The following is a 22358-nucleotide window of genomic DNA, read 5'->3' as shown; positions in this document are numbered from 1 at the left end:
GGTGGCAGTGCATGGGCAAGTTTATCCTGTTGTTGATCGTTGCCGTCGCGGTGTCCGCGGTGCATCAGCGCGTCTGGGAAGCGGTACCTCAGCATTGGGCGCCTTGGGAACCGCTGGCAGTGGATGACCCGCTGACGCCGGTCAGCAAATGGAAGCTGCGCCAGTTGGCCGACGACCGCCAAGGCTGCCTGGCCGCGCTGGATACGGTGCCGGACGGTGAATTCGCCTATACCGCGCTGGACGATCATGAGCCGGTGGAGGGGTGCCCGCTGGAGAACGTGGTGCGGGTCCAGGGCAGCAGCGTCGATTTCAATGCCAGCTTCGTCGCCCACTGCCCGCTGGCGCTGGCTTGGGTGATCTACGAGCGGCAGCGGCTGCAGCCCGCCGCCGAGGCGGTGTTCGGCAGTCGTCTGACCAGCGTCGAGCACTACGGCAGCTACAGCTGCCGCAACGTCTACGGGCGTGAAACGGGGCGCTTGAGCGAGCATGCCACCGCAGAGGCATTCGACGTGGCAGGCTTCGGCTTCGCCGATGGACGGCGGGTGACGCTTCAGCGTGACTGGGACGATGACGGCGAGGCGGGGGCCTTTCTACGCGAGGCGCGGGACGGCGCCTGCGATATCTTCGGCAATGTGCTGGGGCCGGACTACAATGCCGCGCATGCCGACCACTTCCATTTCGGCATGCGCGGCTTCCGGCTGTGTCGCTAGGCGTTACTGGCTGAGGTCGATATCCTCCTCGTCGGTCAGCGCACCGGCGGCGGCACCTGCGCCAGCGCCGATCACGGCACCGCGGGTGGCGCTGCCGCCGGTGGCGGCGCCCGCCCCGGCGCCCACTGCGGCTCCAACACCGGCCCCGCTGGCGGCGCGTTCGCCGGTGGTGGCACCGCAGCCGGCCAGTATCAGCGCGGTCAAGGCGATGGCCGCCAAGCTCAGCAGACCGCGGGTCTTGTGACGCATCTTGGCTCCTTGCACGTGCATATCAGCGCTCCTTTTCCATGGTTTGCCTTCTTACCCTAGAAGCAGACCAGCGGGGCGACAATGGTGGATCACGCCGGCGGCTGCTGAAATAGCATGAACTGGCGGAATAGCTCTGCCTGGCTGCTGATGTTGAGGCGCGTATAGAGCCGCTTGCGGTGGTTCTTGACCGTGCCCTGGGTGATGCCCAGCTGGCGGGCAATTTCCGGTGAGCTGTGGCCACGCAGGATCAGCCAGGCCACCTCGCGCTCACGATCGCTCAGCACGTCGCGCCCGAAATCCTGCAGCTGGCTGGGGGCTTGGTCATCGTCGTTGGGCATGTGCAGGCTGCTCGCCAGCCAGAACTGGCCTATCAGCGATTCCAGCAGGGGGAAAAGATAGGTCAAGACCGCCAGCACCTCCTCTGGTGCCGGCGTGGGCGAAGGCCGATAGAAGCCGAACGACAGGGATAGACACTCCTGCTCGGTGAGGGGGAAGAAGGCTCCTGCTTCGTCATGCAGGCCGAGTTCGCGATAGTAAGTGGCGAAGTAGTCGCTGTCGCGAAAGCCGCTTGGCGCCAGCTCGTCCAGTGACCATACGCCGCTGGCGCGGTGCCGCTCCCAATGCTGGAAGATCGGGTCGAGCAGGTACATGCGCTCCACGTAAGGCACCAGGACGCGCTGATGACGCATAGCATCCAGGTTATGGGCCAGTATCGTTGGTCTACCCTGAGCGGAGAAGTGGAACACGGCATGGCTGATACCGGGAAAGTACGCTGCCAATACCTCCCCTAGCCCGTCGAGGAAGTCCGGCGAGCGCACCAGCCCTGCCAGCTTGGCGACTGGCGCCAGAGACAGGGGCGGCTTGGCAGGGTGACGGGGAGGTTGCATGGCGTGGCTGCCCGGGTGGTGATCTTCCTAGACTAACGAATGTCCGCCAGCAAGGCAGCCGCCTGGTCGATCCAGGGGCGCTGATGGTCCTGAAGCGATTGCTGGCCCCAGCGGGCGATTTCGTCATTCAACGGGTCTTGTGCCTCGGTCTGACTCTTGGCCAGGGTCTGGATGACCGCGTGGCCACAGAACGGCACATAGCCCGCCGAGTAGCCGCCTTCGTGCACCATGACCAGGCGACCCGAGCAGAGCCGATGGGCAGCGTCAAGCAGCTGTCTGGTCATCTCCGCATAGGTGCTGCTGTTGAGCATCATGCAGCCGAGTGGATCCATGGCGCTGGCATCGAAGCCGCACGCCACCACGATCAGCTCGGGACGATAGCGGTCAAGGGCCGGTACGACGACCTCGTCGATCGCCGTGAGGTAAGCGCCGATACCGCTGCCGGCGGGTAGTGGCAAGTTGAGGGTATAGCCGAAGCCCTGGCCGCTGCCCCGTTCGCTAGAGTGGCCGCTGTCCAGTGGGTAGTTGTTGTCGTGGTGCAGCGAGATCGCGAGCACGTCATCGCGATCCCAGAACGCTTGCTGGGTGCCGTTGCCGTGATGCACGTCCCAATCGATGACGGCGACCCGGCTCAGTGAATGTCGCGCCATCATCGCCATGATCGCCACTGGGATATTGCCGAGCAGGCAAAAGCCCCGGCCTCGGTCGCGCTCGGCATGGTGGCCAGGTGGCCGGCATAGCGCATAGGCGTTGTCGCACTGGCCGCTAAGCACGGCCTCCATGGCGATCATCGCTTGCCCGGTGGAGCGACGGGCGATGGTGTAGCTGTCCTTGCGTATGGGCGCAGACTCGCCGGCATCGCCGAAGCCGCGCTCGCTCATTTCCGCCAGTCTGTCCAGGTAAGGTGCGGTATGGAAGCGCAGCAGGTCCTCTTCGCTGGCCGGTTCCCCCTTGAGCGGCACCAGCTCATCGATCAGACCGCTCATTTCCAGCAGGTTGCGCAAGCGGCGCTTGGACTCGGGATGCTCCACCGCTGGAGCGGGCTGGACGAACTCTCCCGGTGCATCGAAGACCGAGCAGGGCCCCGTGTCGTGCCACATGCAGTGCTCATGAAAGGCGAAGCCGGTGCGGTGCATGGTCAGTTCCTCAGGCCAGGATAATGAATAGCAGGACGCTGAAAGCCGCGGCGATCAGCACATAGGGTAACTGCGTCAAGGCGTGCTGCAGCGGCGTGATACTGCATCCGCGGGCGCTGAGCACCGTGGCGTCACCAAAGAAGCAGGCATGCGAACCGAAGGCTCCTGCGGAGATCATGGCGCCGAGCGTGAGCGGCATCGAGGCATCGGTGGCCAGCGCGAGGGGCACCACGATGGGGAAGGCAATGGCATAGACTCCCCAGAACGAGCCGGTGGCAAAGGCGAGGCCGGCGAGTATCACGAAGGTGACGGCAGGCAGCCACTGGCCCGCCATCACTGGCATGACCCAGTCGATCAGGGTCTCGGCCAGGCTCAGCTGTTCGTTGACGTCCTGCAGGATGAAGGCGGCGAAGACGATCCCCAGGGGCACCAGCATGAATTGCAGTCCCTTGATGATCTCGTCGAACAGGCGATTGAGGGGCGCCATGTCTTGCGCCACATAGAGAGCAAGGGTGACCAGCAGGGCGAACGCCACGCCGATCAGCGCGTCGATCTCGAACCACCAGGTGGCGAAGACCAGCGTCGCGATGGGCAACAGGAAGTTGATAAGACGTGCGGGGCGGTGGGTGAACTGCTCTGGATTATCGTCCTCGTTACTCTCGGGCACGCGCTCCTCATCGCCCTGCTCGGCACGCTTCATCTTGCCCAGCGCGGGGATCACGCCGCCGGCGACCAGCACTACGATAACCAGCGCCACCCAAGGATAGAACAGGTAGGGAATCAGCGTCAGATAGTAGCCGAAGCCTTGGCCCGTTTCGGCGACATCGTGACTTTCGAGAAGCCCCGAGAGATAGATGGCCCAGGTCGAGAACGGAATCAGTAGGCAGATGGGCGCAGCCGTGGAGTCGACGATGTAGGCCAGCATCGAGCGCGAGATCTTGAGCTTGTCGGCCAGCCGCTTCATCGCTGCCGATACCGTCATGGCATTCAGGTAGTCGTCGATGAAGATCAGCACCCCGAGACCGACGCTACCCAGTAGGGCACTGCGACGGGTGGTCAAGTGGCGTCCGGCGGCGAGACTGAACGCCTCGGTGCCGCGAGCGAACTGCAGCAGGCCAATCAGGCTGCCGAGCAGGCCGCATACCAGGATGATCCACCCCATGGTGGGGTCCTGCATCACGGTCAAGCCGCTGACAGCCATGTCCTGTACTGCAGATGTCGGTGAGAGCATGACGAAACCGCTCAAGGCGCCCGCCAGCAAGGCTTCCAGCGTGCGTCGAGTCATCAGCGCCATGCTGATGACCACCGTGGTGGGAAGCAAACTGTAGAGGCCATAGTGGTCGCCATCGATCAGCAAGAAGCCGCTCAGGCTGGCGATGAGCACGGCACCAAGGAAGAGCAGGCCTCCCTTGGTGGCACCGCCATAGCGATAGGGTGAGGCCGCTAGGCCCTTGGAAGAGTGCGGCATAGCCGATGTCCTTTGTTGTTATACGATGCTCTATTGGTAGCACTGCGAGCGATCAGACTGCATTGTCCCCAAGGGGACAATGGCGGCTCAGACGCACGGCTGCTGCTGGGAAATGCAGTGGATATTGCCGCCGCCCAGCAGGATCTCCCGGGCCGGCACGCCGATCACCCGCTTGTCGGGGAATAGCTCCTGGATGATCGTCCGGGCCGCTTCGTCGTGGACGGGATCCAGGAAGGGCATCACCACCACCGAGTTGCCGATATAGAAGTTGACGTAGGAGCCGGCCATACGGTCGCCGGGCTGGCGCGGATGGGAGCTGTTGAGGCGATCCAGGCCGCTGGCCTCGTCCTCGGCGATATACAGCGGGCCGGGCTGGGGCAGCTTGTGCACGGTCAGCGGCCGGCCCCGGGCGTCGGTGGCCGCTTCCAGCACCGCCAGGGCCTCCCGGGAGATGGCAGCCTGGGGGTCTGCGTCGTCCTCGCACCAGGTCAGGGCCACCTGGCCCGGGGCGACGAAGCAGCAGAGGTTGTCGACGTGGCCGTCGGTCTCATCCAGGTGGCAGCCACGGGGCAGCCAGATCACCTTCTCCACGCCCAAGTACTCTCGGAGCACCTCTTCCATCGCCTCGCGGCTCATCTCCGGGTTACGGTTGGGATTGAGCAGGCACGCCTCGGTGGTGATCAGGGTGCCCTCGCCATCCACATGAATGGCGCCGCCCTCCAGCACCACCGGCGCCTCGAAGCGCGGGATGCCGAGCATCTCGGCGATCTTGGTGCGGATGCGCTTGTCCTTGTCCCAGGGGAAGTAGAGGCCCCCCTTGAGGCCGCCCCAGGCGTTGAACACCCAGTCGACCATGGCCAGGCGGCCGTCCGGGTGGGTCAGGAAGGTGGGGCCCATGTCGCGCATCCAGGCGTCGTTGCTGGAGAGCTCCACCACGCGGATATGGGCGGGCAGCTGGTTGCGGGCGTTCTCGTACTGCTCGTCGTTGACGCCGACGAACACCGTCTCGCTCTCGGCGATGGCGCAGGCTACCTCGGCGAAGGCCTGCTGGGCCGGCTTGGCGCCATAGCGCCAGGTGTCGGGGCGCTGGGGCCAGAGCATCCAGCAGGCGTCGTGGGGAGCGAACTCGGCGGGCATGGCGAAGCCCTGGGCCCGAGGCGTTGTTTGGGTGGTGACGGTATCGAGGATTGGCTGGTTCATCACGGGTCTCACAGGTGGCCGACCATCAGAAAGATCGCAGCGGCGATGGCGGCGGCGATCAGCACATAGGGCAACTGGGTCAGGGCGTGGGCCATGGGGGTGCAGCCGCTGCCCTGAGCGGAGAGCACCGTGGAGTCGCCGTAGAAGCAGGCGTGGCTGCCGAAGGCGCTGGCCGAGATCAGGGCGCCGATCACCAGCGGCATATGGCTGTCCATGCTGGCCGCCAGCGGCAGCACGATGGGCATGGCCACGGCGAAGATGCCCCAGAAGGAGCCGGTGGCGAAGGCCAGGAAGGCCATGGTGACGAAGACCACCGCCGGCAGCATGCCAGGGGTCATCAGCGGCTGGACGGTGGCGATCACGTAGTCGGTGAGCCCCAGCACATCGTTGACCTCCTTGAGGGTGAAGCCGGCCACCAGGGTGCCGAGTGGCATGATCATCGCCTTGAAACCGTCGAGGGCGGTGTCGAAGGTGTCGTGGAAGCTCAGCAGCCGCTGGGTAGCGATCAGTACCAGGGTCACGGCCAGGGCGACGATGACGCCGCGCAGGATGTCGATCTCGAAGTACCAGGTGAAGAAGATCAGGGTGGCGATGGGCAGCAAGAAGTTGAGCAGGTGAGGGCGCTGCTTGCCGCCGCTATCTTCCACCTCCAGGGCGTTGTCGTTGACGCCGTCCGGCATCAGCTGACCGGCGGCGGCGCGTTCCTCGGCGGCCTTCATGGGGCCGAGGTTGGGAATCCAGCCCAGCGCCACCAGCGGCACCACGGCGGCGGCCACCCAGGCGTAGAACATATAGGGAATCGCCTCGATATAGAGGCCCATGCCGTTGCCGGCCACGTCGTTCTCCTCCAGCAGGCCGGCGAAGAACACCGCCCAGGTGGAGAAGGGCACCAGAATGCAGATCGGTGCCGCCGTGGAGTCGACGATATAGGCGAGCTTCTCCCGAGAGACCTTGAAGCGATCGGTGATCTTCTTCATCGAGGCGCTGATGGTCAGCGCATTGAGGTAGTCGTCGACGAAGATCACCAGACCCAGCATCCAGGTGGCCAGCAGGCTCTGGCGGCGGCTATGGATGCGCTTGGTGACGGCGTCGCCGAAGCTGAGCACGCCGCCGGTCTTGACCAGCAGGGCGATCAGGCTGCCGAACAGCCCGCAGACCAGGATGATCCAGGTCACGGTGTCGTTGCCCAGCACGCTGAGCAGGATATCCGAGCCCTGGGTGACTACGGTGGTGGGGTCGATCATCAGCAGGCCCACCAGGGCCCCGGTCATCAGCGACTCGATGGTGCGGCGGGTGATAATGGCCATGCCCAGCACCACCAGTGTGGGGAGCAGGCTCCAGGCGCCAAAACTTTCCATACAACACTCTCTATTATCGTTGTGGTCGATGTCTCAAGAGCCGGTCAGCCGGCCTTGGAGTAGAGAGATGAGCGCCGGGGGCAAGACGAAGCGAGGGTCTTTTGCCAGGGACGGCAAAAGTAGCGCCCATGGAAGGGGGCACAGCGCCCTCGCGCAGGCTTGTCGCCGGAACAGCTCATCTCCCGTGCCGAGTGGTGAAAGCAGCTTTCACAGATAGCCGTCGGCGCGCAGGCTCGCCGTGGTGGCGGCGAAGGCCTCGTCGAGGATCGCCACCACCCGATCCACGGTGTCGCGGTCCCAGATCAGCGGCGGCGAGATGATATTGAGGTGCCCCACCGGGCGGATGATCAGGCCACGCTTCTGGGCCTCGGCGGCGACTCGGTCGCCGACCCGCGCCTCCACCGGCAGCAGCTCCTTGGTGGCCTTGTCGGCGACGTTCTCGATGGCCAGCATAAAGTGGCTGCCACGCACATCGCCCACCGTCTCGTGATTCGCCAGGGTCTTGAGCTTGTGTTCCAGGTAGGGGCCCACCTCGCGGACGTTCTCGCAGATACGCTCGCGCTCGATGATCTCGATATTCTTCAGCGCCGCCGCGCAGCTCACCGGATGGCCGGAGTAGGTGAAGCCGGTGCTCAGCACGCCGCCCTTGCCCTGGGGCGTGCTGAGCACCTTGAAGAGTTCGTCGGAGATCAGGGTGGCGCCGAGGGGCGCGTAGCCCGACGATAGGCCCTTGGCGCAGTTGATGATGTCCGGCTGGGTATCGAACACCGCTTCGGAGGCGAAGAAGTGGCCCAGACGGCCGAAAGCGGTGACCACCTCGTCTGCGATGAAGAGGATCTCATTGGCACGGCACACCGCCTGGATGCGGGCGTGGTAGCCCTGGGGCGGCATCAGCACGCCGCCGGCGCCCATGATCGGCTCGGCGATAAAGGCAGCGATATTGTCGGCGCCGATGTCGGCGATGGTGTCTTCGAGTTCGGCCACCAGGTGATCGCAGTAGTCCGCTTCGCTCATCCCCTCGGGGCGGCGGTAGAGGTTGGCCTCGCTGAGGTGAGTGACCAGGTGATCCAGGGTGTCGAAGTCCCAGTTGTTGCTCTCGATGCCGGTCAGGCTCGCCGCCAGGTAGGTAGTGCCGTGATAGGCGTTGTTGCGCGACAGGATGCGCTTCTTGTTGGGTTTGCCCAGGCGGTTGAAGTAGTAGTGCACCAGGCGAACGGTGGCGTCGTTGGCCGTCGAGCCGCCGCAGCTGAAGAAAACGTGATTGAGGTGGGCCGGGGCCAGCGCGGCGAGCTTGGCGGCCAGCTCCGCCGCCGGGGCATTGGAGAGGTTGTTGAAGGTGGAGAAGTAGGCCATGCGGGTGGCCTGCTCGGCCATGGCCTGGCCGATCTCGGCACGGCCGTGGCCGACGTTGACGCACCACAGGCCGGCGATGCCGTCGATGAAACGGTTGCCGTGGACGTCCTCGACGTAGATGCCGTCGCTCTCGGTGATCAGATCGCAGCCCTTGTCATGGAACAGGCTGTAGTCGGTGAAGGGGTGGATGAAGTGATCCTTGTCCTTCTGCCACAGCGCCTGGGCGTCGAGTTGCTGGCGGGTCTGTGAGATAGGCTGCGGTCCAGCGGGGCGGTTGGATGGCATCTTGAGTGACATGGTCGTGGCCTCGTCCGTTGTTATCGGTAGGGCCAGACTAGCCAGGGGCGACCTGGCGGGAATATATCCCGATTGGGGTATGGTGGCAGGTGAGGCCGCTTTCTAAGCTTATCTGACCGACAACCACAAACGACGAGGCACCCATGACGCTATCCATCGACGCGCAACGGCTGTGGGATTCCCTGATGGCCATGGCCGAGATCGGCCCCAGCCCCAACGGTGGTAGCCACCGGCTGGCACTGACCGAAGAGGATGCCGCCGGGCGGCAGCTGTTGATCGATTGGTGCCAGGCCTTGGGCTGCACGCTGCGGGTCGATGGCGTCGGCAATATGTTCCTGCGCCGCGCCGGCAAGCGTGACGACCTGGATCCGATCGGCATTGGCAGCCATCTGGATACCCAGCCCAAGGGGGGACGCTTCGATGGCGTGCTCGGTGTGCTGGCTGGCCTCGAGGCGTTGCGCACCCTCGACGATCACGGTGTCGTCACTGAGCGACCGCTGGAGCTGGTGGTGTGGAGCAACGAGGAGGGCAGCCGCTTCGCGCCGGCGATGGTGGCGTCAGGCACCTATGCCGGGGTGTTCAGCGTCGAGTCGACCCTGGCGCGGCGCGATCGCGACGGTGTGAGCCTCGGTGAGGCGCTCGCTGCGACCGGTTTCAAGGGCGATCTGGCGGTGGGCGAGCCGCGTCTCGCCGGCTTTCTTGAGCTACATATCGAGCAGGGCCCGGTGCTGGAGGAGAACCACGAGGCGATCGGCGTGGTGACTGGCGTGCAGGGCATGCGATGGTTCGACGTCACGCTGCGCGGGCAGTCGTCCCATGCCGGGCCCACGCCGATGCGCTACCGGCGCGATGCCCTGGCCGCCGCGGCGCGCTTTATCGACCGCCTCCAGGCCCACGCCCTGGCGGATCCCAGCGGCGACACCAAGGTCACCTGCGGGACCCTGGAGATCGATGCCGCGTCGCGTAATGTGGTGCCCGGTGAGGTGAGCCTCACCATCGACTTGCGGCATATCGACGAGGCCGAGCTCGACGCCCTGGAAGCGCGCTTCGAGAAGGAATTGGCTGCCGCCGGCGAGGCCTTCGGCGTCACGCCACATAGCGAACGCATCTGGGCCTCGCCGGTGGTGGCCTTCGATGCCGCCTGTATCGATGCCGTGGAAGCCGCCGCCAAGGCCCGGGAGCTGCCCTATCGGCGCATGCTGAGCGGCGCTGGCCACGACGCCGTCTATGTCTCGCGGGTCGCGCCTACGGCGATGATCTTCATTCCCTGCCGTGACGGTATCAGCCACAACGAGGCGGAGTATTCCTCCCCCGAGCAGTGCGCCGAGGGCGCCCAGGTACTGTGCGATGCGCTGATCGAGCTGGCCAACCGCTAGTCCTCTAGCGACTGCGCTGACGGGAGACCAGCGCCACGTGGTCGAGGAACAGCCGGAACAGCTGCGACTGGCTGGAGACTGCCAGGCGCTGGTAGATGTGCTTGCGATGCACCTTGACGGTGCCGTCGCTGATCTCCAGCGTGCGCGCCACCGATTTGGTCGAGTGGCCGGCCAGCAGTAGCCGAACGATCTCCTGCTCGCGGGCGGTGAGCGCCTCGCGGCCGAAGCTGGCGAAAGCCGCCTCCACTGGTTCGCGCTCGTCGAGGCGCTGCTGAAACTGTCCGCCCTGCCACTTCCAGTACTCCGCCAGCAGCGCCTCGATCAGCGGTGCCAGATGACGCAGCGCCTGCATGCTGCGACGCGTCAGCGGCGGCGCGTCGGCACCGAAGCCCAGCGATACCGCGATCACCTCGTCGCTGTCGACCCGTGCGAACAGCCCGACCTCGTCGTGCAGGCCCAAGGCGCGGTAATAGTGGTGGTAGTAGTCGCTCGACTCGAAACGATCCGGCGCCAGCTCGCGCAGGCGATGGGCGCCGTGGTCGAGGCCGTCGCTGACCGCGGTGAAAAACGGATCGAGTAGATAGGCCTCGCTGAGATAGCGTTCGATGCCCTGTTCGCGCTGAGCCTCGGGATAGTCGTCATGGATCAGCAGCGGCCGACGGCGCCCGCGATAGGCGTTGATCAGGATGGTGTCGTATGCCACCAGATCGCGCAGGCAGTGCTCCAGCGCCAACGGGAAGTCAGATGCTGCCGCGCCACGTAGCAGGCGCGCCAGTTGCTGATGCCAGGCGAAGCTTTCGGGGCGTGCGAGCAGGTCGGTGAAGGGCATGTCGGGTCCGAAGGAGCACTCATTGATGAACTTGGAGCTTACCACGGTGGTGCTGGCCTCTTATCCTGACGACACGCTTACTCTACACTCGAGACTGCTTGCCCGAGGTATAAGGACCACGAGCCGATGCTGGGATTTCTGCAGGGGTTTTCCTATGGACTGTTCATGACCTGCCTGCCATGGCTGCTGGTGGGGCTGGCCAATCCGCGTCTGGCGGTGCCGCTGGCCTCCCCCAACCGCTGGCAGGTCATCTCCCGCTACTGCCTGCTGTTCCCGTTTGTCAGCGTGCTGCTGTGGCTGACCTCGCTGTGGGGCGGTTTTTCACCGAGCCTGCTGGGGTGGTTGGCAGGGTTGGGGGCGATCGCCGTATCGCTGCCGCTGGAACGGCGGATGCGCGGCTGGTGGTCGCGTCGCAGCGAGCGTCGCCGCCAGGCGCAGATGGCCCATGATGCTGAGCGCCAGCGGGCCGAGCAGGAGCGCAACGCCTATGAGAGCGGGGTCGCGGTGCTCGATCCGGCGCGGCCGCCGGCCGACGCCGACGACCTGGTGCGCGCGCTATGCGTGGCCAAACAGCGCCTGCTCGATGTGCGGCGCCCGGACCTGGCGATTCAGGCCGACCGCCTCTACAGCCGTTACCGCCATGTGCTGGGCGTGCTCGGCAGCCGCTTCGAAAACGGCGAAATGGCCTTCGAGCGCTCTCGCGGCCTGGTCAGGGAGGTATGCCTGGGGGCGGTGGACACGCTTACCTCGATGGCCTCCCAGGCCAGCGGCGTGGTGGGCGTCGACGAAGCCTTCGTACGGCGGCGGCTGGCCAAGGAGGCGCAGCTCAGTGTCGAGGAGCGGGTGGCACTCAAGCGACGCCTGGAGCTGCTCGAGAGCACCGAGCGGCGGCTCAAGCAGCTCGCCGCCCGCAATGAGTCGGCGCTGACCGTGCTCGACGATACCGCGGTGGCCATGGCGCGCATCGAGACCAATCGCCCTCAGGCATCCCGCGGCACCGACCAGGCCCTGGAAGAGCTGCGCCGCTTCGTCGATCGTGCCGAGCGCTACGGCCGCAGCATCGACTGAAGCGCATTGTCGCCACCCTCATCCGTTACCGCCGAGGTGCGTGTCGAGAGGCTAAAGCGGCCGCTACCCGAACCGAAACTGCCGGCCCGGATGGTGTATTGGCCCGGTTCGAGTAGCGCTTCAATTCGCGCATCGAGACCATCACCACCGTCATCGTCGCTCAGCATTATGTCGTCACCCACCAGGGTCAGATAGCTGTCGAAGTCCGCCGACTGCATGTCGATCACCACTTCCAGGCGCTCACTCAGCGTGATCTGATAGTCGATCTCCTTGCCGTGGAACCAGCCGCTGACCCGCGTATCCAGGGCCAACGGACCGCCGTTGTGCATGTCGTTATCGTCCGGCATGGCCTGGGCCGAGATATCCAGCGAGTAGACGCCCTGACCGTAACCATGTGAGGCGCGAGCCACCAGGGTGTACTCGCCGGCATCGAGCAGGGTGGTCAGCCGTGCATCGAGGCCGTGGCCGCTGTCGTCATCGCTGAGAGCGAAGCCCTCTGGGCCGGTCAGCTCCAGAAAAGCGTCCAAGTCCTGGGAGCGCATATTGATGATATACAGGCCGGCCTCCTCGATCTGCAGCTGATAGCGGTTGTCGATGCCATCCAGCCAGCCGGTCAGCTCTACAGGCGCGGTGATAGTGCCGCCATCCAGCATCTCCAGTTGGCGGCTGTCGAGGAAGTAGGGCCCGAAACTGCGCGCGTCCCGGCCGCTGACGACCACGAGATAGTCGCCGTCTTCGCCGATGCGCTGGCGGAGTCGCACCGGCGCCTCCTCGGGATCGTCGTGGGTGGCCGTCAGCCACTGGCCGCTGGGGCCGAACAGTGACAGGCTGCCGCGTAGCGCACCACCGAGCTCGAATTCGACTAGGCTGCCGGCCTCGAGGGCCAGGTGATGGCGCTGATAGAAGCTGCCGTCATTGCCGTTCAGCTCGTCAGCGCTGGTGATTTCGCCGAGCAGGCGCTCGCCCAAGGTTGCTGCGTTGTGGGCTGGGGCTGGCGATGTCTCAGCGGCATGGCTAGTAGTGAACGAGGCAGTGATTGAGGCCACGGCAAGCATGAGGCCGATGAATAGCGGTCGTGCGGGTAGAAGTGAGGCCACGGGATCTTCCTTGTGAAGTGGACTGAGGGATACGAACGGAGACCGGTACGTAGATGGATCATAGAACCTCTCACGGCGGCTGGCTGTAATGCCTTGCTATTTATTGACGGAATTATGGGCGCTGCATCAGGTGAGGTAATCTAGGCTGATAGCCGAGACGCAAGGAGTGTCCGCCATGAGCGAGCAAGACCCACAGCGTTCACCGCTTTCCCTGCCGCCGCTGGCCGAGATCGAGCGGCAGCTCGATGAGGCAGGCGCCCAAGATGCGTCCCCAGAGGAGGAGGCATCCGCCGATCCCGAGCTCGAGGCCATGGCCGCCGCCTTCGTCGACGATGTGCTGGCCGACGGCGAGCAGGCTGACCTGGCGCGCAAGCGGCATGCGGTGGATGAGATGGGGCGCGAGCTGCAGCAGCAGGCCTCGCACCAGAGCGCCATGCTGCAGACCCCATTGCGCAAGCTGGCTCATCAGGGCGACGACGGCGGGCCGGTGGCCCAGGCGCTGGTTGACCTGCGTGGCCGCATGCAACGCCTCGACCCGTCCCAGCACCGCTTGACGGCGAGCCCGCTGGACCGCGTGCTGGCGCTGGTGCCGGGAGCCGGCAGCCGGCTGCAGCGCTACTTCCGCAAGTTCGAGAATGCCCAAGAGGCGCTGGATGCGATCATTGCCGAGCTGGAAGGCGGGCGCGATATGCTGTATCGCGACAACCTGACGCTGGGCGACGATCAGGAAGCGCTACGTGCCTCCCTTGACCAGCTCAACCGCCAGGTCGAGTTGGGACGACTGATCGACGTGCGGCTGCAGCGGGCCGTTGCCCGTCGCGATGAGCAGGACGAGCAGCGGCGCTTCGTCGAAGAGGAGCTGCTGTTTCCGCTACGCCAACGCATCGTCGATCTGCAGCAGCAGCAGGCGGTGTGCCAGCAGGGCGTGCTGGCGCTGGAAGTGATCATCCGCAACAACCGCGAGCTGATGCGCGGTGTCGACCGGGCGATCAACGTTACCGTGTCGGCGCTCACGGTAGCGGTCACCGTCGCCCTGGCGATGGCCAACCAGCGGCTGGTGCTGGACCGCGTCGAGGCGCTCAATTCGACCACCTCTCAGATGATCGGCGGCACCGCCAAGGCACTGCGACAGCAGGGCGTGGATATTCAGACCCGGGCGTCGTCGTCGATGCTCGATATGCAGACGTTGGAGGAGGCGTTTGGGGATGTGATGGGCGCCATCGATGACCTGTCGCGCTATCGCCGCGAGGCGCTACCGGCCCTCGATGCCCAGATCGACCGCCTGGCGCAGCTGGCCGAAAAGGGCGGGGCGGCGGTGTCGCGCTATCAGCGCGGCAACCGCGCCCAGCCCGGTGACGAGGCGAGTCCAGGCTCCGATGGGCCCTGAGCGTCAGCCCTGACGGAAGCGCGCACTGGCGTCGCGAAATGCCTTGCGCGCCAATCCGGCACCGTCTTCCAGTCCGCGGGCGAGGGAGCTGAACGCCGCCTCGCTGGCCCAGCGCAGGGCATCCAGGCGCACCTCCAGTTCGACCCGACGTCGCTTGAGCCGCTCGAGGTCATCGGCGTATCGGCTGCGCGCCTCGTCACCGGCCTGGCGCGCCTTGGCGGCCAGCGCATCAATCTCGGCATCGAGCCGTTTCAGCGCCGCCTTGAGGCGGGCAAAGAGATCATCTTCAGGTTGCATGATGGCGCTCCTCTCGTGGGTGCCGTTACCCTGAGTCTAGCGTGTCTCACCGCCTGTCGGCCATCGCGCCGCCTTATCCCGGCGCCTCGCTGGTGACGATGCGGTCGCGACCGGCGTGTTTGGCGTGATAGAGGCGCTGATCAGCCAGGGCCAGCAACTGCTCGCGGTCCAGGCTGTCGTCGGCTGGCGTGGCGCTGGCGATGCCGATGCTGGCGGTGACTCGGTCGGCGTCGGGATGTGGCAGGTCGAGGGCGTTGATTGCCTGGCGAATGCGCTCGGCGACACGTTGTGCCGCATCGAGGTCGGTATTGGCCAGTACGCACACGAACTCCTCACCGCCGTAGCGCGCCACCAGGTCCCCCGGCCGCGTCACCACGCCGGCCAGGGCAGTGGCCAGTGCGCGCAGGGTGTCGTCGCCGAGGGCGTGGCCGAAGTGGTCGTTGTAGGCCTTGAAGTGATCGACATCGAGGAAGATCACCGCCAGCGGCGTGCCGTCACGGAGGCTTTTCTCCCAGCTCGCGGCGTAGACGTCATCGAAACAGCGCCGGTTGGCGATTCCGGTGAGGCCGTCGAGGGTCGATATCTGGTGCAGCTGGTCGCGCTGCTCGAGCCCGTGCTGGAAGGCGTTTAGCAGCTCGTCGAGACTCTCCACCAGTTCCCCCAGTTCGTCGTTATCATGGTTGCCCAGCGCCGGCTTTGGCCAGTCTCCAGGGCGCCGAGGGTCGGTGGCGGCGATCGCCGTGTGCACCTTGAGCAGCGGGCGAGTGATGAAAGCGTGAAACACTGCCACCACCAGCGCGGCGATGGCAAAGGCCTTGAGCACGCTGAGCAGAAACACGATCCGACTGCGTTCGACGAAGGCATTGCCCAGGCTGTCCAGCGCCAGACTCAGCTCGATTTCCCCCACGCTACTCGTCGGACTGCCCGGGCCGAGGTCGTAGTCGAGGTTGGCATGGTAGTGCAGGATATCGCCGAACAGCCGCTCGATCAGCCAGCCCGCCTGGCTGTCGCGGCCCAGTTCGCGGCTGGCCATGACACGCTGGAAGTCGTCGCGGATGACCACCTGTTGCACGTTGCCGGCGGCGAACAGGCCGTCGATGACCTGTTCGGCTAGGTCAGGGTTTAACTGGAAAGCGGCCTCGGTGGCGGTACCGTTGACCAGACGCAGCGTGTGCTCGGTCTGTTCGCGGACTTCGGCGCGCAGGGTGCGCACGTCCGAGGCCAGTTCCAGGGCGCCGGCAACGATGCTCAACACGATTGCGATGAGCAGGGTCAGCCCTGCCTGTTTGGCGGTGAGGCTGCGCCGCATCATGGTGTGACTCCCAGGGCGTCGAGCACCTCGGCCTCAATCTGAGCGCTGCCCCCCGTGGCATGCTGCTCATCCAGCGCGTGCTGCAGGTCGGCAAGAAAGCTTGCCGAGACCGAGGGGTGGCAGGCCAGGTAGAGATCGACTTCATGGAAGTCGAACAGCTTGCGCAGCTCGACGCCGGCTTCGGCGGAGAGCACACGGGCCGGCAGCTCGCCGGTGACCCAGACGTCGATCAGTCCAGCGGCGAGGCGCTGGACGTTGTCGCGCTCCTGGCTGGCCATGGTGACGGGAATACCACGGGCCTCGACGTGTTGACCCACCGCATCCTCGCGGAAGCTGCCAACGGTCAGCCCCGACAAGTCATCCAGATCATCGGCAAGCAGTGGGCTGCCGATACTCACGAAGGCTGCCCAACGGTTGCTGGCCAGCGGGCCGACCCACTGGAACTGGGCTTCGCGAGCGGCGGTAAGGCTGGTGGAATAGGCGCAGTGGTTATCGCGCAGGCTCGCCTCGGCAAGGGCTCGCGCCCAGGGCATCAGCCTGAAACTGGCGCTGTGGCCGGCATCATCGAGAGCGCGCTGCAGGATGCGGGTGGCCAGGCCGTCGACCTGGCGCTCTTCGCCGAGGTAGTTGAAAGGCGGATACTCTTCGGTGGTAAAGGTCACGCCACTGCCGGTGAGTCGTGCCAGCTGACCGCGCTTCTCAAGGTCGTCGAGCGTCGCCTGCATGGTCTCGACCAGGACCGGGTCGGTGTCGCGATGGACAGCGAAGTAAAGGTCTGACTCGCTGAGGGTGTGTACCGGTTCGAACTGCCGGGTATCGATATCGTGCTGCTCCATCAGCCAGAAGGCGACGTTCTGGCTGTAGGCCCACAGGTCGACACGCGCATGCTTGAGCATCTTGAGGGCGCTGAGGTTGGAGATCGCCGGGCGCAGTTGGTCATCGTTGACGCCGCCCTCGAGAAGACGTTGGGCACCGATATCCTCGCGTATCACGGCAATGCGATAGTCGCGTTCAGCCAGCGCGTCGAGGGAGTCCAGGCGAATGTTGCTGTCGCGCCGGGCCAGCAGGGTCACGCTGTCGCGGGCGATAGGGCCGACCCACTGGAACAGCGCCTCGCGCTGTTCGGTACGGGTCGTCGAAAATAGCACCGTGCCGGGTTCGGTGAGGGCAAGATCGTAGCCGCGAGCCCAAGGATAGTAGTGCACAGCGTGTCGGTCGAGCGGCGTGTCGCTGGCCTCGAACAGCGCTTCGAGCACCTCGATGGCGATCCCCTCCAGACGCCCGTCTTGGCGATAGTTATAGGGCGGATACTCTTCAGTGATGAAGGTCAGCCGCTCCAGGGCCAGTGCCGAGGGGAGCGATAGCATCAAGCACAGTGCCAGTATCAACCTTGCTATCATGGGCGCAGTACTCCCTGTCCGAGACGCATCCCGGGGGATGATGGCGCTCGTCTGTTATAGCCGGGCCGTCAAGCAAAGCCGACCACCTGCAATCAATATCGGCAGTTCGACTCAAAGCTAGAGGAAAATCGTCCGTATGTCATTCAACGCGGTAGTGTGGGGCACGGCTATCCCGTGGTGGTAGACGCGGCGGTGCTGCTAGTCTTGTCGAGCCACGCTCACAAAGGAATGTCCCATGAGTCATACCGGCGTCGCGCCCCGTAGCCGGGCCTCGCGCAAGGAAATACTGGGCTGGGCGATGTTCGACTTCGCCAACCAGGCCTACACCCTGCTGATCATCACGGTGGTGTTCGGTGAGCTGTTCACTACGGTAATCGTCGGCGACCGCGGCGATGACTATCGCCTGGCCAACCTGCTATGGAGCCTGGCGCTGGCACTCAGCTATCTGATGGTGGTGGTCAGCGGTCCGCTGTGTGGCGCAGTGATGGATTACTCGGCGAGCAAGAAGCGCTTTCTCTTCGTCAGCTATCTGGCCACCATCGCCACCACCGCGATGCTCTACTTCGTGGCGCCGGGCTATGTGCTGCTGGGGTTCATGCTGATCACGCTGTCCAACTACGCCTACTCGATGGGTGAGTCGTTCATCGCCGCCTTTCTACCCGACCTCGGTCCGCCGCAAGACCTGGGCAAGATATCCGGTTTCGGCTGGGCGCTGGGCTATATCGGCGGTCTGTTCGCCGCTGGCTTCACGCTGGTAGCGCTGGGCGAGGCCACCGCCGAGAACTTCGAGCGTATCCGCTGGGTCGGGCCCTTTGCCGCGGGCTTCTTCCTGATCACGGCGATTCCCACTTTCCTGTGGCTCAAGGAGCGCGGCTCGCCCCAGACGCTACCCGCTGGCATGAGCTACTACCGCATCGCCCGCCAGCGGGTCACCCAGACCCTCGAGGACCTGCGCCGCTTCCGTGACCTGGGCGTGTTCCTGGTGTCGCTGCTGTTCTCCATGGCAGGGGTCTACATCATCATCGCCTTCGCCTTTATCTACGGCGCTCAGGTGATTGGCTGGGATGAGTCGATTCGCAATATCATGTTCATCATCGTGCAGATCACGGCTGCTGCCGGGGCGCTAGGGTTTGGCATGATTCAGGACCGCATCGGGGCCAAGGTCACCTATATCGGCACGCTGCTGCTTTGGGTGGCGGCGATCTTCGCCATCTGGGCGACCCCTGAGCTGACCGCCTGGCTCAATGCGCAGTGGGGCCTCGACTGGGAGGCGCAACATCTGTTTCTGGTGGTTGGCTGCCTGGCGGGGCTCAGCCTGGGCTCGAGCCAGTCGGCTAGCCGTGCCCTGGTGGGACTGTTTTCGCCGCTGGAGAAGTCGGCGGAGTTCTTCGGCTTCTGGGGGCTGGCCAACAAGCTCGCCGGGGTGTTTGGCATCATCTGCCTGGGACTGCTGCAGTCGGTGGTCGGCCTGCAGGCCTCGATCCTGCTGTGCGCGGGGCTGTTCATCGTCGCCATTCTGATCTGCCTGGCGGTCAATCAGGCCCGCGGCCAGCGGGTGGCCGAGCAGTGGCAGGCCTCGGCCGCGTGAATGAGCCGCTGACGCTGCTGCTGGACGGCTATTGGCTGTTCAGCTAAAGCAATCCTGGGAAGTGCCGATAACAGTTCCAAGCAACTTCACTTCCGAAGTCTGTGATCGGCCAGCGGCGAGAAATTGCCCGTCTCGGTGCAGACGGAAACGCAGGTCACTAGCATTCCGTTTGCCGTGGAGATTCTCTTTGACTCGTCCTAGTTATACTCCTTCATCTGAAGATACCCCGACACCAATGCTCGGTGAGCCGGCGTCGGTGCAGGAAACATCGGTATTTGAGCTGGTTGATACCAGTGCAGAAAGCCGTTTCGATCGTCTGACACGTCTTGTCGCCGATCTTTTTGACATGCCTATCTGCCTGGTCACCCTATTCGACGCTCAACGCGGCTGGATCAAGTCCGCAGTGGGAGTTCAGTCTGGTGGGGAGCATCACTTTGTAAGTGAATCGTGTCACTTGACGCTTCAGAAAGGCTACTACGAGGTGAGTCGGCAGGGAAATGAAGCCTTTTTTGAGAATGTGTCGCAAACGCTGAGCCATCGGCGGTTAAGCTTTTACGCAGGCCAAGCGCTGCGTGGTGCCGAAGGAGAGCCTGTCGGAACACTATGTGTGCTGGGCCCGGAAGAGCGACAGTTCAATGCCATTGAACGGCGCCGCTTTGCACAGCTGGCAGCGCTGGTGGAGCATGAGGTCGCGCTCACCGACCGCTTGAAACTCACCCAGGCCGATCTTGCTGAGAACGCCTTGTTTGATTCCGCAACGTCACTTCCTCGACAGCTCATTGGGCACGATTGCCTGGTATCGGTGATCGAATCGGCCAACCGGCGTCACGCCAAGGTGGCGCTGGCCGTGGTGCATTTTACCCAGTATGAGGAATTGGCCAGTGCCTATGGTGAAAGGGCGCGGGATAAGGTGATGAACCTGTTCGGTACAAGGCTAAGAAAGATAAGCGGTCGCCATGGCATGGTGTCGCGCCCCTATCCTGATCGTATGCTGGTAGCGCGCGGGGATATTGTGTCAGACGCTAACGCACGTCAGTGGGCCGAACGAATCTATAATGAAGTGATTCGTCCTTACGGTAATGCGGAGGGGATGCGCAGTGCCCAGGTGGCGGTTGGGGCGTGCCTATATCCTGATCAAGCAGCTGGCGCGGAGGAGCTGTCGCGTCGTGCCAACATTGCCAAGCCGAGTCAGGCAGGGTTTGGTTTCTATGATAACGGCGATGAATCGAGATTGCTGCGTCGCGATCAGATGACCCAGGCCTTTATTGAAGCGCTTTCTCAATGCCGACTGAGTCTGGCTTTCCAGCCGATTGTCCACCACAGTTCAGGGCGGATCCAGGCCTGTGAGGCCCTGGCGAGATGGGACGACGCTACCCTGGGCACCGTCAGTCCCGGTGATTTCATACCCATTGTCGAAGATAATCCGCTGCTGTGCCGAGACTTTACTCGCTGGGTATTATTGAGCGCCTGCCAAGCGGCCCGCGCATGGAACGATGCGCTGGATGAGCCGGTGAAGGTCAATGTCAATATCTCAGCATCAGAGCTCTACCGTGAGGGCTTTATCAGCGATGTTGAGTCTGCGTTGGCTTCAGCCGGGCTGGCGCCTGAGCTATTGGTGATCGAGGTGACCGAACAAGCCCTGATTCAGCACATCGACATCGCGATAAGGTCGCTTGAAAACCTCAGGTCGCGTGGAGTCATGACCGCACTGGACGATTTCGGTACAGGCTACTCCTCGCTCAGCTATCTGCGCCAACTACCACTAGATACCCTCAAGATCGATCGTAGCTTTATCATTGACCTGGCCACCGATAGCACCGCTCGGGAAGTGACGCGTGGGATCGTCAATATCGGCGGTGCCCTGAACATGAATGTCGTGGCTGAAGGGGTCGAAACGGACGCTCAGCAGGCGGTGCTGAGTGCCATCGGGATTGAAACGGTGCAAGGATATCTCTGGCACCGTCCAATGGCTTGCGAAGCGCTGGGAGACATCCTTGCACGAGCCAGTGACGGCAGGGGGCTGCTCAGGTCGGGCGGCTGAGGGCGAAGCGGTCGCTGGCGCGTAGATAGTCGCTGCCCGCCAGACGGCCGATCGGCTTGAGTACGTCGAGATCGACGTGACGACCGTTCCATACCGCCGGATCGGCGTGGATCGCCACCACCTCGGCGATTACCAGATTGCCGGCCATGGGGCCTTCGCCGAAGCGCATGATATCGCGTACCCGGCAGCCGAAGGCTACCGGCGCTTCGGCGATCCGCGGCACCTGCAATGGCGGCATGGCGACCTTGGCCAGCCCGGCATGCTCGAATTCGTCCTGCTCCGGGGCCAGGCTGGCGCTGGTGACATTGAGCGCCTCGGCCAGTACCTCACCGCCGATATGGATCACGCACTCGGGCACCGCGGTGAGGTTGTTCAGGGTATCCTTGGCCTCGGCCTGGCCATTGAGCAGCGGCGAGAACACCAGTACCGGCGGCGCTACGCTTGCCACGTTGAAAAACGAAAAGGGTGCCAGGTTGGCGGTGCTGGCGGCGTCCGCGCTCGAGACCCAGGCGATGGGGCGCGGCGCGATGCTGCCGGTGAAGAGCCGGTAGAGCGTGCCGGCGTCCCAGGCATCGGCCGACAGGGCGTTATCGTTCATGGTGGTCTCTCCAGACAAGGCGAATAAGGGGCTATCCCACCACTGAATCGTGGCGTGGTAAAGGTGCTTGGGGAACCGCTTGGGCCAAGTTGTTGGTAGGCTGGAGGGAACCGATCGCCGTTCGAGGCGACTATGTAAGGTAGAGGCGGCGGCCGGCGGAGGTGAGTCAATGGATGATCAGGACAGAGGCGTGCGACGCACCGGGCTCGGCATGATGCTGCTGTTCTGGCTGCTGGTGCTGGCGATAGGCAGCTGGTGGTTCCAGGGTGTGCTCGATGAGCGGCGTAATCCCAACGCCGGCCTGGTGCACATGACCGAAGGCGACGATCCGGTGTCGTTGACTCGCAACGCTTCAGGGCATTTTGTCGCCACCGGGCGTATCAACGGCGAACCGGTGGAATTCCTTCTCGATACCGGGGCCACCTATATCGCGGTCTCCAGCGACCTGGCCGATCAGCTTGGTCTCGAGGCCGGTCGCACCGCCAGCTTCCAGACCGCCAACGGCCGCGTTGACGGCTTTATCACCGAGCTCGAGCGGGTCAGCCTCGGCGGTCTCACCGCCCGCCAGGTCCGCGGCTCGATCAACCCCGGTCTGGAGGGGGAGCGAGCGCTGCTGGGGATGAGCTTTCTCAACCGCTTCGATATCCAGATCAGCGGTGACCAAATGGTGCTCAGCCGACCCGAGCGCTGACATCACATCAAGGAGC

The 22358-nt window shown here is 64.3% G+C and carries 20 protein-coding genes; 7 read left to right on the top strand and 13 right to left on the bottom strand.

Annotated features, from left to right (window positions below; all coding sequences use genetic code 11):
• The first annotated feature begins 11 nt into the window (after positions 1-11).
• Positions 12-710 carry an extensin family protein gene (locus tag IEI94_RS12725; protein WP_191167683.1) on the top strand — a complete coding sequence of 233 codons (699 nt, stop codon included), beginning with the start codon at positions 12-14 and terminating at the stop codon, positions 708-710.
• Positions 711-713: 3 nt separating this feature from the next.
• Here IEI94_RS12725 and IEI94_RS12720 read toward each other — a convergent pair whose 3' ends face one another.
• The 7 genes from IEI94_RS12720 to IEI94_RS12690 form a co-directional block, all read right to left on the bottom strand.
• Positions 714-980: a hypothetical protein gene (locus tag IEI94_RS12720; protein WP_191167682.1), complete on the bottom strand. Its 267-nt coding sequence runs from the start codon at positions 978-980 to the stop codon at positions 714-716.
• A gap of 68 nt (positions 981-1048) precedes the next feature.
• Positions 1049-1846: a helix-turn-helix transcriptional regulator gene (locus tag IEI94_RS12715; protein ID WP_191167681.1), complete on the bottom strand. Its 798-nt coding sequence runs from the start codon at positions 1844-1846 to the stop codon at positions 1049-1051.
• Positions 1847-1878: 32 nt separating this feature from the next.
• Positions 1879-2982 (bottom strand): class II histone deacetylase, encoded by a 1104-nt coding sequence (locus tag IEI94_RS12710; RefSeq protein ID WP_191167680.1) that lies wholly within the window; start codon positions 2980-2982, stop codon positions 1879-1881.
• Positions 2983-2992: 10 nt separating this feature from the next.
• On the bottom strand, positions 2993-4450 hold the full coding sequence (locus IEI94_RS12705) for a Na+/H+ antiporter NhaC family protein (RefSeq protein ID WP_191167679.1): 1458 nt from the start codon (positions 4448-4450) through the stop codon (positions 2993-2995).
• 87 nt (positions 4451-4537) lie between these two features.
• Positions 4538-5650: an agmatine deiminase gene (aguA, locus tag IEI94_RS12700; RefSeq protein WP_191167678.1), complete on the bottom strand. Its 1113-nt coding sequence runs from the start codon at positions 5648-5650 to the stop codon at positions 4538-4540.
• An 8-nt stretch (positions 5651-5658) separates the two neighbouring features.
• Entirely contained in the window at positions 5659-7008 is a 1350-nt protein-coding gene (locus tag IEI94_RS12695; protein WP_191167677.1) for a Na+/H+ antiporter NhaC family protein, read from the bottom strand.
• A gap of 207 nt (positions 7009-7215) precedes the next feature.
• Positions 7216-8646, bottom strand: a complete 1431-nt coding sequence (locus IEI94_RS12690; protein WP_191169565.1) for an aminotransferase — start codon at positions 8644-8646, stop codon at positions 7216-7218.
• A 155-nt stretch (positions 8647-8801) separates the two neighbouring features.
• Here IEI94_RS12690 and IEI94_RS12685 point away from each other — a divergent pair, with 155 nt between their 5' ends.
• Positions 8802-10034, top strand: a complete 1233-nt coding sequence (locus tag IEI94_RS12685) for a M20 family metallo-hydrolase (protein WP_191167676.1) — start codon at positions 8802-8804, stop codon at positions 10032-10034.
• 4 nt (positions 10035-10038) lie between these two features.
• On the opposite strand, the gene IEI94_RS12680 is transcribed toward IEI94_RS12685, so the two are convergent.
• On the bottom strand, positions 10039-10863 hold the full coding sequence (locus IEI94_RS12680) for a helix-turn-helix transcriptional regulator (protein WP_191167675.1): 825 nt from the start codon (positions 10861-10863) through the stop codon (positions 10039-10041).
• Positions 10864-10989: 126 nt separating this feature from the next.
• On the opposite strand from IEI94_RS12680, the gene IEI94_RS12675 reads away from it, so the two are divergent.
• The gene (locus IEI94_RS12675; RefSeq protein WP_191167674.1) at positions 10990-11931 is read left to right on the top strand and encodes a cobyrinic acid a,c-diamide synthase; all 942 of its coding nucleotides are present in this window, start codon (positions 10990-10992) and stop codon (positions 11929-11931) included.
• Here the strand turns inward: IEI94_RS12675 and IEI94_RS12670 are convergent.
• On the bottom strand, positions 11910-13028 hold the full coding sequence (locus IEI94_RS12670; protein ID WP_191167673.1) for a hypothetical protein: 1119 nt from the start codon (positions 13026-13028) through the stop codon (positions 11910-11912). The two genes, IEI94_RS12675 and IEI94_RS12670, sit on opposite strands and share 22 nt — an antisense overlap.
• A gap of 175 nt (positions 13029-13203) precedes the next feature.
• On the opposite strand from IEI94_RS12670, the gene IEI94_RS12665 reads away from it, so the two are divergent.
• Positions 13204-14415, top strand: coding sequence for a toxic anion resistance protein (locus IEI94_RS12665; protein ID WP_191167672.1), 1212 nt, complete (start codon positions 13204-13206; stop codon positions 14413-14415).
• Between the two features lie 3 nt (positions 14416-14418).
• On the opposite strand, the gene IEI94_RS12660 is transcribed toward IEI94_RS12665, so the two are convergent.
• The 3 genes from IEI94_RS12660 to IEI94_RS22630 all read right to left on the bottom strand — a co-directional run bounded on the left by IEI94_RS12660 (position 14419) and on the right by IEI94_RS22630 (position 17424).
• Positions 14419-14712 carry a hypothetical protein gene (locus IEI94_RS12660; protein WP_191167671.1) on the bottom strand — a complete coding sequence of 98 codons (294 nt, stop codon included), beginning with the start codon at positions 14710-14712 and terminating at the stop codon, positions 14419-14421.
• Between the two features lie 73 nt (positions 14713-14785).
• Complete coding sequence (locus tag IEI94_RS12655) at positions 14786-16024, bottom strand: sensor domain-containing diguanylate cyclase (protein WP_191167670.1); 1239 nt, start codon at positions 16022-16024, stop codon at positions 14786-14788.
• The gene (locus IEI94_RS22630) at positions 16021-17424 is read right to left on the bottom strand and encodes a substrate-binding periplasmic protein (RefSeq protein ID WP_224750121.1); all 1404 of its coding nucleotides are present in this window, start codon (positions 17422-17424) and stop codon (positions 16021-16023) included. The genes IEI94_RS12655 and IEI94_RS22630 overlap by 4 nt, the downstream gene beginning before the upstream one ends.
• A 235-nt stretch (positions 17425-17659) precedes the next feature.
• On the opposite strand from IEI94_RS22630, the gene IEI94_RS12645 reads away from it, so the two are divergent.
• Together IEI94_RS12645 and IEI94_RS12640 are read left to right on the top strand one after the other, a co-directional pair.
• Positions 17660-19012: an MFS transporter gene (locus tag IEI94_RS12645; protein WP_224750120.1), complete on the top strand. Its 1353-nt coding sequence runs from the start codon at positions 17660-17662 to the stop codon at positions 19010-19012.
• Positions 19013-19247: 235 nt separating this feature from the next.
• Positions 19248-21053 carry a putative bifunctional diguanylate cyclase/phosphodiesterase gene (locus IEI94_RS12640; protein WP_191167669.1) on the top strand — a complete coding sequence of 602 codons (1806 nt, stop codon included), beginning with the start codon at positions 19248-19250 and terminating at the stop codon, positions 21051-21053.
• Here IEI94_RS12640 and IEI94_RS12635 read toward each other — a convergent pair.
• Positions 21037-21651 carry a flavin reductase family protein gene (locus IEI94_RS12635; protein ID WP_191167668.1) on the bottom strand — a complete coding sequence of 205 codons (615 nt, stop codon included), beginning with the start codon at positions 21649-21651 and terminating at the stop codon, positions 21037-21039. The genes IEI94_RS12640 and IEI94_RS12635 overlap by 17 nt on opposite strands.
• A gap of 169 nt (positions 21652-21820) precedes the next feature.
• On the opposite strand from IEI94_RS12635, the gene IEI94_RS12630 reads away from it, so the two are divergent.
• A complete protein-coding gene (locus IEI94_RS12630) occupies positions 21821-22342 on the top strand; it encodes a TIGR02281 family clan AA aspartic protease (protein WP_191167667.1) in 522 nt (173 codons plus the stop codon).
• The last annotated feature ends 16 nt before the right edge of the window (positions 22343-22358 follow it).

Origin of the sequence: Halomonas sp. ML-15 (genome assembly GCF_014779595.1) — a bacterium.
In the GTDB taxonomy this organism is placed as follows: Bacteria; Pseudomonadota; Gammaproteobacteria; order Pseudomonadales; family Halomonadaceae; genus Franzmannia.
Note: the sequence above shows the minus strand (reverse complement) of the source record. Positions and strands in the feature narration are given on the sequence as shown.

Bases quoted from the DNA above. Each gene is read 5' to 3' on its own strand.
- IEI94_RS12640 (WP_191167669.1), top strand. From the start codon at position 19,248: ATGCTCGGTGAGCCGGCGTCGGTGCAGGAAACATCGGTATTTGAGCTG.
- IEI94_RS12675 (WP_191167674.1), top strand. From the start codon at position 10,990: ATGCTGGGATTTCTGCAGGGGTTTTCCTATGGACTGTTCATGACCTGC.
- IEI94_RS12655 (WP_191167670.1), bottom strand. From the start codon at position 16,024: ATGATGCGGCGCAGCCTCACCGCCAAACAGGCAGGGCTGACCCTGCTC.
- IEI94_RS12680 (WP_191167675.1), bottom strand. From the start codon at position 10,863: ATGCCCTTCACCGACCTGCTCGCACGCCCCGAAAGCTTCGCCTGGCAT.
- IEI94_RS12710 (WP_191167680.1), bottom strand. From the start codon at position 2,982: ATGCACCGCACCGGCTTCGCCTTTCATGAGCACTGCATGTGGCACGAC.
- IEI94_RS12660 (WP_191167671.1), bottom strand. From the start codon at position 14,712: ATGCAACCTGAAGATGATCTCTTTGCCCGCCTCAAGGCGGCGCTGAAA.
- IEI94_RS12725 (WP_191167683.1), top strand. From the start codon at position 12: ATGGGCAAGTTTATCCTGTTGTTGATCGTTGCCGTCGCGGTGTCCGCG.
- IEI94_RS12720 (WP_191167682.1), bottom strand. From the start codon at position 980: ATGCACGTGCAAGGAGCCAAGATGCGTCACAAGACCCGCGGTCTGCTG.
- IEI94_RS22630 (WP_224750121.1), bottom strand. From the start codon at position 17,424: ATGATAGCAAGGTTGATACTGGCACTGTGCTTGATGCTATCGCTCCCC.
- aguA (WP_191167678.1), bottom strand. From the start codon at position 5,650: ATGAACCAGCCAATCCTCGATACCGTCACCACCCAAACAACGCCTCGG.
- IEI94_RS12645 (WP_224750120.1), top strand. From the start codon at position 17,660: ATGAGTCATACCGGCGTCGCGCCCCGTAGCCGGGCCTCGCGCAAGGAA.
- IEI94_RS12705 (WP_191167679.1), bottom strand. From the start codon at position 4,450: ATGCCGCACTCTTCCAAGGGCCTAGCGGCCTCACCCTATCGCTATGGC.
- IEI94_RS12665 (WP_191167672.1), top strand. From the start codon at position 13,204: ATGAGCGAGCAAGACCCACAGCGTTCACCGCTTTCCCTGCCGCCGCTG.
- IEI94_RS12630 (WP_191167667.1), top strand. From the start codon at position 21,821: ATGGATGATCAGGACAGAGGCGTGCGACGCACCGGGCTCGGCATGATG.
- IEI94_RS12685 (WP_191167676.1), top strand. From the start codon at position 8,802: ATGACGCTATCCATCGACGCGCAACGGCTGTGGGATTCCCTGATGGCC.
- IEI94_RS12695 (WP_191167677.1), bottom strand. From the start codon at position 7,008: ATGGAAAGTTTTGGCGCCTGGAGCCTGCTCCCCACACTGGTGGTGCTG.
- IEI94_RS12715 (WP_191167681.1), bottom strand. From the start codon at position 1,846: ATGCAACCTCCCCGTCACCCTGCCAAGCCGCCCCTGTCTCTGGCGCCA.
- IEI94_RS12690 (WP_191169565.1), bottom strand. From the start codon at position 8,646: ATGCCATCCAACCGCCCCGCTGGACCGCAGCCTATCTCACAGACCCGC.
- IEI94_RS12635 (WP_191167668.1), bottom strand. From the start codon at position 21,651: ATGAACGATAACGCCCTGTCGGCCGATGCCTGGGACGCCGGCACGCTC.